Raw genomic sequence first — 11,961 nt, 5'->3', positions numbered from 1 at the left:
CGTTTATGATGTTGTTCTTAGGTGCGTTTATGTTGGTAACAGGATTATCCGAAATTCAGAAAGACAGAAAGAGATTTGAAGGGTATATGTTCATTATTGTTTCTTTATTTATTTTCTTTGTTTCCATACAGGGTTTCTTATTGAACTAACTAGGCAGGATAGTTCAATAAGAAATGTAAATCCAAATCAACAAATTGTATGAGGTGAATTAATGAAAGAAGGATTACTCTTTTGTTTTTGTCTCTGTCTCTGTCTCTGTCTCTGTCTCTGTCTCTTGGCTGCTTGTAGTCATTACAGCGAACCCTTAATAGAAGATGAAATGATTAAACTCCACAATTGAATGTACAAGTGGTAAAACGATTGAAATTAATGAGCAAAAAACCATTAATAAAGTAATTAGGGAAATTAACGGTTCAAGAAGAGAAGGTACAGAAGAAATGGAATTCGATTTCGAACATCGAGCTACCCTTGAAAACATTGATGGAATGAAAGAATCTTTCGACTTGTTCACAAGCGGGAAATCCATTGTGTCTGGATATTATATTCACTCAAGCATTGATGACTTTTGTGGGAAGTAAACTATTTAGTATTTCTTATTCAACTAACGGGTACTTTAGTTGAACAATCGGCTGCCTTGTAAGGGATAATTGGCAATACACCTTAAATATTGATAAGCGAAATTCAAACAAAGTTTAGCCTGATACCTTAGTAGATATAGCTAACTCTTTGATTATTGAACTAACTTAAAATTTCTTCTTCAACTAATAGGTACTTTAGTTGGAACTTTCTGCCGCCTTTACAGGTGGCTTTTTCTTATGGATGAAATGAAGTTCTCACCTCAAAGATCTACATCAGAGCGAAAAAACCATGATAACAATAATATGCTTCTAACATTCTAATCGAAAAAGTGGAGTGGTATTATGAAATGCTTGGTTAGTTCAAGAAGGATTTCTTCTATTTTTAACGAATTACAAATAATACTAAAAGCTATCAAGATTAGGTGATATTAATAGAAGAGCAAATTAATTTTTATATGGACGACGAAACAAAAATAAGTATAATAACCAGGCTTCGGACAGCTGGTTGTGTATTCGCAGAAGATGAGGCACGGTTGTTTTTCTCTGAGGCAAGGACGCCGGCTGAATTTGCCACCATGGTGGAACGACGAATAAACGGCTTGCCCCTTGAATACGTCTTAGGGTGGGCTGAATTCTGCGGTATCCGGATAGCGGTGGACTCTGGAGTATTCGTACCCCGCCGTCGCACTGAGTTTTTAGTCCGTCAAGCAGCAGCTCTCGTAACACAAGGCGCCATTGTAGTTGACCTGTGCTGCGGCACAGGTGCGGTGGGCTTAGCGCTGGCCGTAGCTGTGGAAGGAATCGAGTTGTACGCCGCCGACATTGATCCAGCCGCGGTGCGGTGCGCCCGCCGAAACGTAACTTCCGTCGAGGGTCACGTGTATGAAGGAGACCTCTATGAGCCGCTGCCAGCCACATTACGGGGCCGTGTCAATGTACTGGTCGCAAACGCACCCTACGTCCCTACCGAAGCAATCGTGCTGTTACCCCTGGAGGCCCGCATACATGAGGCGCGGGTGGCACTCGACGGGGGGGCGGACGGGCTTGACGTCCAGCGGCGAGTGGCTGCTGAGGCAACACTCTGGCTTGCACCGGGCGGTCATCTGCTGGTTGAGACTAGCGAGCGACAGGCACAGTTGACCGTCGAGATTTTTGCTCAAAACGGGCTAATAACACAGGTGGCATATTACGACGAACTTGACGCTACAGTCGTCATTGGAACCAGGCCCAACCTATGAACATGGAACTTCGCCAGGAGCAGGAACGAGTGTACAGCGTAATTGGTTGATCAGATGAACAATTTTTGTCATATGATTCGTCTTGGTATTGAGCGATATATGGGAGGGAAAGAAATGAAACGATATGTACTAGAGTTTCGGGAGATTGATAAAACGAAACAAACGGTGGTCGGTGGCAAAGGGATGAATTTGGGCGAATGTTCGAGGATTGAAGGAATACTTGTTCCAAAGGGATTTTGTGTTACCACTGAGGCATATAAAAGAGTCATAGGAAAAAATGAGAAGCTTCATCAACTACTGGATCAATTGGCTGTTCTAAAAGTGGACGAACGGGAAAAAATTAGCCAGATTAGCAGGAAGATTCGTGAGCTGATCGAGGGAATCGAAATGGAGAAGGAGATCGAAGAAGATATCGATCGATGTCTCTTAACTTTTGGCTATGAGCAAGCTTATGCCGTGCGTTCCAGTGCCACGGCTGAAGATTTGCCATATGCTTCTTTTGCCGGCCAGCATGACACCTATTTAAATATCACCGGTAAAGAAGCCATTTTGCGGCACATCCGAAAATGCTGGGCTTCTCTATTTACGGATCGTGCAGTGGTTTACCGCATACAAAACGGTTTTGACCACAACCAAGTGTATTTATCCGTTGTTGTCCAACAGATGGTGTTCCCACAGGCTTCTGGAATTTTATTTACTGCAGATCCCGTTACTTCCAATCGGAAGTTGCTATCAATCGATGCCAGTTTTGGACTAGGGGAGGCCCTTGTCTCCGGCTTGGTATCTGCGGATTGCTATAAGGTGCAAGAAGATAAAATCGTAGATAAGATGATAGCAAACAAAAAATTGGCTATCTATGGACTAAAGGAAGGCGGAACAGAGACACAGCAGATTGATCCTGATCAGCAAAAGACGCAAACACTTACTGAACAACAAATTTTACAGCTCGCACGCATAGGCAGAGAGATTGAAGCTTATTTTGGTTGCCCACAAGATATCGAATGGTGTCTGGTTGATGATACATTTTATATTGTCCAGAGTCGGCCAATCACTACTTTATACCCGATCCCTGAAGCAAATGATCAAGAAAATCACGTTTACGTATCTGTCGGTCATCAACAAATGATGACCGACCCCTTGAAACCATTAGGAATGTCTATATTCCAGTTAACATCTTTTGGACCAAGGTTTAAAGCTGGTGGGAGGTTGTTTGTTGATATCACACATAAACTAGCTTCACCTGTTAGCAGAGAAATTTTATTAGATACCCTGGGACAATCCGATCCGCTCATAAAAGACGCACTTATTACCATAATAGAGCGAGGAGATTTTATTAAATCGTTACCAAATGATAAAAAAGAACTGAGTCCCAGTAAAAGCAATAAAGGTATGTCGTCTGCGGGTTTTCAAGCACAAATCGAAAACGATCCGACAATCGTTTCTGATTTGATTAAGAGTAGTCAAACATCGATAGAAGAGTTAAAACAAATCATCCAAACGAAATCAGGATCCGATTTATTTGATTTTATTCTAGAAGATATCCAGCAATTAAAGAAGATTTTATTTGACCCACAAAGTTTGGGTGTGATTATGGCTGCTATGGATGCTTCATCATGGATTAATGCAAATATGAACAAGTGGTTAGGTGAAAAAAACGTAGCAGATACGCTTTCTCAATCTGTACCAAACAATATTACTTCGGAAATGGGTCTGGCGCTATTGGATGTCGCAGATGTGATTCGTCCTTATCCAGAAGTAATTGATTATCTACAACATGTAAAAGATGATAACTTTTTGGACGAACTGGTTAAGTTTAATGGTGGACAGGAAACCAAAGACGCTATCTATGATTATCTCAGCAAATACGGAATGCGATGTACCGGAGAAATCGATATTACTAAAACTCGTTGGAACGAAAAACCAACTACACTTGTCCCCATGATTCTCAATAACATCAAAAACTTTGAGCCTAATGCTAGCAATCGAAAATTTGAGCAAGGGCGACAGGAAGCTTTGAAAAAAGAACAAGAGTTATTAGATCGATTGAAGCAATTACCGGATGGTGAACAAAAAGCCAAAGAAACAAAACGAATGATCGACCTAATCCGGAATTTCATCGGTTATAGGGAATATCCAAAATACGGCATGGTTAATCGCTACTTTGTTTATAAGCAGGCTTTACTGAAAGAAGCCGAACAACTCGTACAAGCCATCGTTATTCATGAAAAAGAAGATATATACTATCTCACTATTGAAGAACTTCACGAAGTCGTTCGCACAAATAAACTAGATTACCAGATCATCAGCAAACGAAAAGACGAGTACAAATTATATGAAAAACTAACTCCACCACGTGTTATTAAGTCTGATGGTGAAATCATTGTAGGTGAGTACAAACGAGAAAATCTCCCAGCCGAAGCTATTGTAGGTCTACCTGTTTCTTCCGGAGCTATAGAGGGACGAGCACGTGTCATCTTAAACATGGAAGATGCTGATCTAGAAGATGGAGATATATTAGTCACCTCCTTTACTGACCCAAGCTGGACACCATTGTTTGTATCCATAAAAGGCCTAGTGACCGAAGTTGGTGGACTGATGACCCATGGAGCAGTTATCGCACGTGAATATGGCTTACCAGCAATTGTTGGGGTGGGAAATGCTACCAATCTAATAAAAGATGGGCAACGTATTCGAGTAAATGGAACAGAAGGTTATATAGAAATACTATAATTCATCACATTTAAATCATAAAAGAAGAGTATTCGAATTAGGAGAATCATTGACATCATGGTGCTTTGCGGTCTATGTAAGAACCCTGTCACTAGGACATTTAAGGGGGCAGGAACTGAATCAATAAGGAAGATTAGTTTCTAACAAGCAAAACCCCTTCAAATAAGGTTGAAGGGGTTTTGCAATACTAATTTTTCTCGTTAATAACGAATAAAACACCAGTGAGAATTAGGATAGATCCTATCCAAAACGTTACACCTATGTTCTCGCCTAAAATAAGCCATCCAAGTAATGTTCCAACCACGGGCTGAAAGAAGAAAAATAACCCGCCATTTGAGGCGTTAAGCATTTGCAATCCACGATTCCAAAGTAAGAATCCAACTGCTGTTGAGATAACACCCAAATACAAAAGTCCTCCCCAAATAGTCGGGTGAGTCAGTTCAGAGATATTTACTTCGTGTAACCGAGGCAGAACAAAAGGGGTCAATACAATTAGCGCAACCAATATAGAATAGGTCGTTACTACAATTTGTGAATAATCACTCGKCAACTTTTTTACAAGTACAGACATGAGTGCCCATGTTAAAGCAGCAATAAGAAGCCAAATACCACCAAGTGTACTGGACATACTCATATTACCAATTCCAACAATGAGTAGTACTCCAATTGTTGCTAAACAAACGGAGATTCCCTTTTTTAAAGTCAAACGTTCTTTAAGGATTAAGCGAGCAAAAATAACCATAAATGCTGGTGTTGAAGAAGTTATAATGGCTCCCATTTGTGCTGTGGATAGCATTGTACCAGTTTCCTGAGCAACAATTGAAATCGCATTACCAATGACCCCAATAGCTACGATTAATAAGAAATGACGTTTCTCAATTCGCCAGTTTTGTCGTGTTATGAAGCCGATAACGAGAAGTGCAACAATTGCCACTAAATATCGCATCCACACAAGTTCGAGTGGAGGTATGACAGATACCACGACTTTAACAACAACGTACATACCGCCCCAAATACTTGATGCTAAAACTAAATATAATGAACCTAATAAGGTATTGTTTTTCATTTTTCGTACCCTCCGTCTTTTGTTTAGGTCGAAAYTGTACCTAACGGAGAGATGTAGTCACCTTCACTCCATTAAGAGCAGAAGAGTACTACTGGTACATCGTTTTCAAATAATGGAGTCCAATACATATTGATTCACCTCTGTTCAAATCTAACTTCAAATATATGTGTATTATTATAGCAGAGAATATTAAGTATTTGGCCGAAACACCCACACAAAATAAACTCGTAGCTAACTGGTGCTTTAGTTGAACATTTGGTTGCCTTTCATGGCAGAACGAGTGCGTTAATCCACCAAGGAGCAATAAATCGCTATCTTGTAATGCAAAGTAGTTGATTTATTACATTTTATTAGCTATAGTGTATTACAAGTTACTTGTTTTCTTTGCATCATTTAATGAAAGGCAGTGAGTTTATTGGCTACGTCCACCCAAATGTTGAAAGGAATCTTGGAAGGTTGTTTGTTGGCGATTATCAAACGCGGAGAGACGTATGGATATGAAATGATCGAGAAATTAGAAGATTTTGGTTTCAATATGGTCAGTGAAGGGAGTATTTATCCTGTTTTAATGAGGATGCAGAAAGAAAATCTGGTCACAACAGTAATGAAAGCTTCACCAAATGGACCGAACCGAAAATATTATACAATCACCGAAGCAGGGAAAGATGAACTAGCTGATTACCAAGCAAGGTGGAAAGAACTTTCACAGGCAGTGCATGCTTTATTTGATAATGACATAAACAAAGGAGCGGAATAAATGCTAACAACAAAAAGTGTGAATTTCATTGATAACCTTCGAATGTACTTACTCACTTCAGGGAAAAATGAAAATGAAGTGAAAGAAGTAACAGAAGAATTGCGTGATCATTTAATTGAATCTGAAAAGCGTGGAAAGAATATAGATGAAATAGTCGGGGGTACTCCTGAAGCTTATATGGACTCCATCAAGCTTGAGATGAAAACAGATTATATAAGTATAGTGAAAAACATTCCGATATACTTTTTAGGGATTATTGCTTATTTTATTATGGGACCTGCAATTAGGGGTGAATTTGAATTGAACATTGTTCAATTAATAGGGTTTCCAATAATTTCAGTAATTGGACTACTCATTTATGTTTTTTTGCTCCAAAAAGCTGGAAAAAATCAATATTCAACAAAGAAACTCTTCTTTATTGGAACGATTGCCAGTTCAAGTGTTACTGCATTATTCATCCTTCTTTTGTTAGGAAGTAACTTTCTAGTAGAACCTTTCTACAAAGCTGGCCCTATAGTAACCGTGGGCATTATAGTAATTTGCGTGGCAGTTTTTATCTTGTTAGCCTTTTGGGGTAAGACATTGTCAGCCATTTGGATACCAACGTTATTGTTCATACCTGATTATTTTTACCGTTTTTCAAATTTAAAGGACGAAACAATATTGATTATCGCTGCTGCATCGTATGTTCTTATTTTCATTTTCTTGATGTTGAACTTATTAATTAGTGATCGATTAAGAATGGCAAAAGTTATGAGATAAAGGAAGTAAATAGCTAATATTAATTGTCGCGTATCTGAGCAACACATTCTCTAGATAATTATAAAAACGCTAGTAATGTTATGTGTTTCTAATACAAAAAAATCAGGGTGCAATTACCTCCTAATGCGGGGGGTATTTCAACTCATACACTCACTTTCGAAAGGCTCGGTAAAAAGACACGTGTTGATTTTCCTTTCTAATTAACCTTCCCCGTTATTAGTACGCTCCTTATTGAACTAACGGGGAAGGTTAGTTGAACAAGGAATTAGTTACCAATACATAAGTTCTGATATTTTGAGACAATCAAACAGTATCTAGACTTTAAAGGTAAGGGGTAAAGATGAAGAAATATATGTCGTTAAATTTAATTTTGTTTACTGCTTTTTTGACAGGAACCATACTTACGATATTAATAATATATAAGGATATTGATACTTCGCTATCTCTTAAATTTATTATAGGACATGTAATTTATCTTCTTCTATATGGTTTGTTCTTCATCTTTTTAGTTATTGCGAATACAAGGAAATTAAATTGTATTCAAATAAGAAAAAGGTTTTTTACGTTTATTATTTGGTTTATTTCTTTAAGTGCATTGCACTATCTTCTTTCTYATTTTTTCAGACGTTCGGAAATGGATGTTTGGGATTTAGGTACTCCTTTGGGTGTATCAATTGGATTGGCATTTTCTGATTTAATGTATTGGAAAAAGAAAGTAAATTGATCCTYAATGAACTAACGGGTGCTTTAGTTGAATAAGGACCACTAAAAAAAGCTCAAACTTTTTTATAAAAAACGAAATAACTTATAACAAATTTAGAAGTCATTTTGATCAATCTTTTTTCAAAATGGCTTCTTTTTGTCTGTCGTAAAATATTGGTTTGCGAAATGACCCTAGGAAGGGGAGTGAACACTATTCGTCATTTTACTCTTCGGGTATTGTTTTAGCTAAAACAATACCCTTGGTTAACACCTGAATATTATTACCGGAGATGGCAATGGTCCACTCTGATAATATTGAGTTTGATACTATCTCCAATCTATCAATGGGGTAGCTTGGAGATATAGATTGAAAAAAAAATTAAGGATGTGTTTTTAAATGGGATTGTTTTTTGAGAAGAGAAAATATAAAAGCACAAAACCATTTATATTCATTAATGTCCTGATAGTAATGCTAATCGGATTTGTTCTGTTAATGGGGATCATCAATAATTTTGAAAGCTTTTATGTTCTTCTATCATTCATTTTAGTAGGAGTGAGTTTCATTATCGAAGGATTAGAAACTTATTTGCATAAAGAAAAAAGTTGGGTCTATCTTTCAAGCTTTGGAATAGGCGTTCTGTTTATGATCTTACAGTTCTAATATTCATACTGGGGCTAACAAGCTACTAAACTAATTTTACTTTTACTTTGCATGCTCATCTTCGGACAATAATTATGAAGAGGGTGGACTATATAGCTAAAAGAATTCAAGCAGATATAATCAGTGATTAAGCTCTGGAATAATGGTTGACTCAACAGATATTAGCGTCATGCTTACAATTGAAATGGAGTGATACATCTGGGAAGCTTTAAAGATCTTCTGCCACGACATAAAACTGATGATGAAAGAGTTGAAATGATCAAAAAAATGGATAGAGCTCAAGTATTACCATTGTTGCCTGGTCTTCTCGAATGGATCCAAGATATGAATTGGCCAGTGGCACGAGGCGTATTGGAACTACTATTGACCTTTCCAGAAGAAATTGTTCCCCATGTGCAAGATGTATTAACATCATCAGATGATGATAGTTGGAAGTATTTTATATTAAATCATTTAGTCAACTACTTGACTTTAGAGTCTAGAAGGCAATTTAAAGAGTATCTAACCAGAGTTGCCGAGGCACCTACAGAAAGTGAACTGTACGAAGAACTTAATGAAATCGCTAAAGAGATTTTAGATACAATCTGAATCTACTAATTAATGATTTTTACATAGATATTGGATTAAAACTCGAAAAATACTTATGGAGAAGAGGACATTGTAAGAATGGAATACAAAAAACTAGTCTATCAAGCATGTATTAAACAACACAAAGAAGGGGATTTTGGTATATATTTTCCTAATCTATTTCCTGAAGATGGCTGGGAATATCCATTAGCAGTAGGAACAACCAGACTTGAAGCGATAAAAGAAGCCCAAAAGCAACTTGCCTTTTCTTTAGCTGGAATCTTATATGACAATGAAGACCTTCCAAAGCCATTACCTATTCAAAACAAAGACCTACTAGAAGGGATGGAAATAATTGATATAGAAACTGCTACTAGTCTTGATTCTGAAGAAATAAAGGAGCATTTGAAAGGGCGCCATTGGCATATTAGCTATTACCTTGAAGACAATGAAGATGAGGGTATCGAGGCAATTGGATATAAAAATGACCAGGGAGAGTGGGATATATACTTCGATGATTATTCAGAGGACGAGAAAACCCTATTTTTTGATTCCTCTTATAAAAAAAATCATGAGTGGCCATATAATATAATCCTATTTTCTGTTCATTTACGTTCCGAAGCACAGGAGAAATTTAATCACTTTGTTGAAAATGTAATTTTAAAACGACGTACTTCTATTGAGTGGTTGGAGAGGGAAAAAGATCGATTAGAATCTGAAGCGAATTTTAATAAAGCTCTTAATGACTTAATTGATGAAAAAGTGAAAATTGGAGAGATTAGTGAAAATGAAGCTGCTTTAATGAAAAATGAAATCACCACTAATGTAGATAACTAATTCCAGTTAACTTTAATTGCATAGTGTAACCGTAGATTTTCTGGAATTCTGTTAAGTATTCTAATTAAACATAGTTAAAAAGAGAACAAAGGATAATTTGCCAATGCTAAATGAAACTTTTTTAAATATAGTTGTACATATGATGGACTCATCACGGAAATGGTAGTGAAAAAAGTTTATGGAATTGTTAAGAGTGTTTTTTGGTCTAATCGCAATTTGTTAAGGTATTTTTTTACTAATACAACTATTTAAGTTCAAGAAAGAATTTGATAAAGCAAAAAATAAGCAAGAGAACTTTGTGCAAAAATGGAAGAAGAATTTCTCGAGGTATATTATGTTAGCAGTTGTTATGGTAATCTGTGGTTTAACTGCTACAGTGTTGAGTTAGTTTTAGATGAACGCTTGAATATGAACACAACAAAAGGACCTTTCATTAGGTCCTTATTAAATATCATTAAAAGAGACGGAAAAAGATCTTACCTTTTCCGTCTCTTTGATAATTATATATATGGAAAATTTATTTAAAGTTGGAGCTTTTATTCGTTTCAAACGTATTAAAGTAAAGGGGCCAGGTTAGTTGAACAGTGTTGTATAACTTGTTTTCAACAATCGGGGTATGAGGAGGGAAATTATTGGCTACACAAAAGAAGAGTAAATGGTCACTTGCTTTAAGTATTATAGGAGTAATTGCATTTGGAGTTAGCTATTTTATATCTGAAAATCCGACTTTTATAGAAAAAATCGTTATTGGGATACTTTTTTTCTCTGGAATTATCCTTATGGTAGGCGGTATTATCTCGGGCATTTGTGCCTTTAAGACAAAGGAGAAGGGAATTCTCAAATATATAGGATTTTTAGTAATAATTCTTCTTGTTATTAAACTAGCTTTACCACTGTTGCTTATGGTTTTATTTGGATTTGGGGGATAATTTGTATACGGTGATTCTGCAAACGGGCGCGAATGTTTAAGAAGTGTCTCTGTTCATATTCAACTAACGGATGCTTTAGTTGAATAAGGACAACTAAAGACTATAGTTAGGTTTTCCAACGATCGTCTTTTTGCTTCAATGTCAAAAAACTCACCATGCAGTAACGCTGTTTCCTTGATTGATACATTTTATGGGCAGTATAAGCATAATCTCTCCTGTAAACCTTCCAAGACTTCTTCTGGCACTTCCCTGACCTTGATATCCCCACCTAGGAAAAGTAGCCAATTTGTTATTTCGGTCAATTCTTCGGTCTTATTAACATTGATAAAAGTCTTTAGAATAGCTGTGGTTTGGTAAGGATTCGTATAGGAAATTGAAACTTTTAAAGGATGGTATTTTTTGAACTGGGCAATCGCTTTTGGACCAAGTTCAAGGACAAGGTTGATTACTTCTTCCTGCTTACTTAGTTTTTCTAAAATCTTTTTCTTACTTAATCTTTTTTTCGTTGGGTAGGGTTTGACATTGGTGAGATGCTCGACAGGAAAAATCTGCTTCTTTTCTTCCTTTAAGTCAAAGCCTTCAATCAGCCAAAGGCTTTTTTCATGATAAAGGTGCAAGAGATAAATTGGATAAGACTTTATTACCTTCTCTTCTTTGATGTTAATCAATAAATAGCTATCCAAAAGAAGGATTTGGATGAGTTTTTCTAACATGGGATGGGGGAGGTCTGAAAGATCAAGTAGGTCGGGATTATTGGGGTTGGTCCCTTCAAAAAGCAAGATTTGATTTAAAAGAACAAGGTCATTTTGCTGGTTTTCTGAGATGAGGCCTAGTAATTTTTCAGCTAAAGACTGACGACTCTTTAGATAGGGAAGTTGTTGATTTCTTGTGGCCATAAAGGCAATAAAAAGAGCTTTGACCTCATTATCGGTAAAGCGAACAGCGGGCAGGACAGAGTTGTGCATGACAAAATAACCCCCATCCCTTCCAACTTCAGCGACAAGTGGCATCCCCATGGCCTCAATTTCTCTGATATCTCTAATAGCTGTCGAACGAGAGATGTTAAATTCTCGCATGATTTCAGAAATTGTAAAGTGGGCGCGGTTGTTGATATACCGCATGATGATATTAATC

12 protein-coding genes are annotated in these 11,961 nt (G+C 37.0%); 10 read left to right on the top strand and 2 right to left on the bottom strand.

The genetic code is table 11. The features are described from left to right. Positions 1 to 5: 5 nt before the first annotated feature. The 4 genes from AC1DSB_RS06845 to ppsA all read left to right on the top strand — a co-directional run bounded on the left by AC1DSB_RS06845 (position 6) and on the right by ppsA (position 4,546). On the top strand, positions 6 to 149 hold the full coding sequence (locus AC1DSB_RS06845; protein WP_477586214.1) for a DUF3953 domain-containing protein: 144 nt from the start codon (positions 6 to 8) through the stop codon (positions 147 to 149). 288 nt (positions 150 to 437) lie between these two features. Beyond that, complete coding sequence (locus AC1DSB_RS06840; RefSeq protein WP_477531636.1) at positions 438 to 578, top strand: hypothetical protein; 141 nt, start codon at positions 438 to 440, stop codon at positions 576 to 578. Positions 579 to 1,033: 455 nt separating this feature from the next. Next, positions 1,034 to 1,816, top strand: coding sequence for a putative protein N(5)-glutamine methyltransferase (locus tag AC1DSB_RS06835; protein ID WP_477531635.1), 783 nt, complete (start codon positions 1,034 to 1,036; stop codon positions 1,814 to 1,816). Positions 1,817 to 1,930: 114 nt separating this feature from the next. Beyond that, a complete protein-coding gene (gene ppsA / locus AC1DSB_RS06830; RefSeq protein ID WP_477531634.1) occupies positions 1,931 to 4,546 on the top strand; it encodes a phosphoenolpyruvate synthase in 2,616 nt (871 codons plus the stop codon). A 187-nt stretch (positions 4,547 to 4,733) separates the two neighbouring features. Here the strand turns inward: ppsA and AC1DSB_RS06825 are convergent, their stop codons facing one another. Then, the gene (locus AC1DSB_RS06825) at positions 4,734 to 5,612 is read right to left on the bottom strand and encodes a DMT family transporter (RefSeq protein ID WP_477586212.1); all 879 of its coding nucleotides are present in this window, start codon (positions 5,610 to 5,612) and stop codon (positions 4,734 to 4,736) included. A 433-nt stretch (positions 5,613 to 6,045) separates the two neighbouring features. On the opposite strand from AC1DSB_RS06825, the gene AC1DSB_RS06820 reads away from it, so the two are divergent. The 6 genes from AC1DSB_RS06820 (at position 6,046) to AC1DSB_RS06795 (ending at position 10,827) form a co-directional block, all read left to right on the top strand. Continuing rightward, entirely contained in the window at positions 6,046 to 6,369 is a 324-nt protein-coding gene (locus AC1DSB_RS06820) for a PadR family transcriptional regulator (RefSeq protein WP_477531661.1), read from the top strand. After that, on the top strand, positions 6,370 to 7,131 hold the full coding sequence (locus AC1DSB_RS06815) for an HAAS domain-containing protein (RefSeq protein WP_477531632.1): 762 nt from the start codon (positions 6,370 to 6,372) through the stop codon (positions 7,129 to 7,131). It begins immediately after the preceding gene. Positions 7,132 to 7,471: 340 nt separating this feature from the next. Further along, a complete protein-coding gene (locus tag AC1DSB_RS06810) occupies positions 7,472 to 7,855 on the top strand; it encodes a hypothetical protein (protein WP_477586210.1) in 384 nt (127 codons plus the stop codon). An 828-nt stretch (positions 7,856 to 8,683) separates the two neighbouring features. After that, positions 8,684 to 9,082, top strand: a complete 399-nt coding sequence (locus AC1DSB_RS06805) for a DUF5071 domain-containing protein (protein ID WP_477531629.1) — start codon at positions 8,684 to 8,686, stop codon at positions 9,080 to 9,082. A gap of 78 nt (positions 9,083 to 9,160) precedes the next feature. Then, the gene (locus AC1DSB_RS06800; protein ID WP_477531628.1) at positions 9,161 to 9,898 is read left to right on the top strand and encodes a type II toxin-antitoxin system HicB family antitoxin; all 738 of its coding nucleotides are present in this window, start codon (positions 9,161 to 9,163) and stop codon (positions 9,896 to 9,898) included. A 632-nt stretch (positions 9,899 to 10,530) separates the two neighbouring features. Then, a complete protein-coding gene (locus AC1DSB_RS06795; RefSeq protein ID WP_477586208.1) occupies positions 10,531 to 10,827 on the top strand; it encodes a hypothetical protein in 297 nt (98 codons plus the stop codon). A 188-nt stretch (positions 10,828 to 11,015) separates the two neighbouring features. Here the strand turns inward: AC1DSB_RS06795 and AC1DSB_RS06790 are convergent, their stop codons facing one another. Continuing rightward, positions 11,016 to 11,960 (bottom strand): helix-turn-helix transcriptional regulator, encoded by a 945-nt coding sequence (locus AC1DSB_RS06790; protein WP_477586206.1) that lies wholly within the window; start codon positions 11,958 to 11,960, stop codon positions 11,016 to 11,018. Position 11,961 lies beyond the last annotated feature (1 nt).

Source organism: Paenisporosarcina sp. P4_E4_2, assembly GCF_056401595.1.
This window is presented reverse-complemented; position numbering and strand designations above follow the sequence as displayed.

Excerpts from the sequence above, each read along its gene's own strand:
- AC1DSB_RS06845 (WP_477586214.1), top strand. The coding sequence starts at position 6 with ATGATGTTGTTCTTAGGTGCGTTTATGTTGGTAACAGGATTATCCGAA.
- AC1DSB_RS06840 (WP_477531636.1), top strand. The coding sequence starts at position 438 with ATGGAATTCGATTTCGAACATCGAGCTACCCTTGAAAACATTGATGGA.
- AC1DSB_RS06835 (WP_477531635.1), top strand. The coding sequence starts at position 1,034 with ATGGACGACGAAACAAAAATAAGTATAATAACCAGGCTTCGGACAGCT.
- ppsA (WP_477531634.1), top strand. The coding sequence starts at position 1,931 with ATGAAACGATATGTACTAGAGTTTCGGGAGATTGATAAAACGAAACAA.
- AC1DSB_RS06820 (WP_477531661.1), top strand. The coding sequence starts at position 6,046 with ATGTTGAAAGGAATCTTGGAAGGTTGTTTGTTGGCGATTATCAAACGC.
- AC1DSB_RS06815 (WP_477531632.1), top strand. The coding sequence starts at position 6,370 with ATGCTAACAACAAAAAGTGTGAATTTCATTGATAACCTTCGAATGTAC.
- AC1DSB_RS06800 (WP_477531628.1), top strand. The coding sequence starts at position 9,161 with ATGGAATACAAAAAACTAGTCTATCAAGCATGTATTAAACAACACAAA.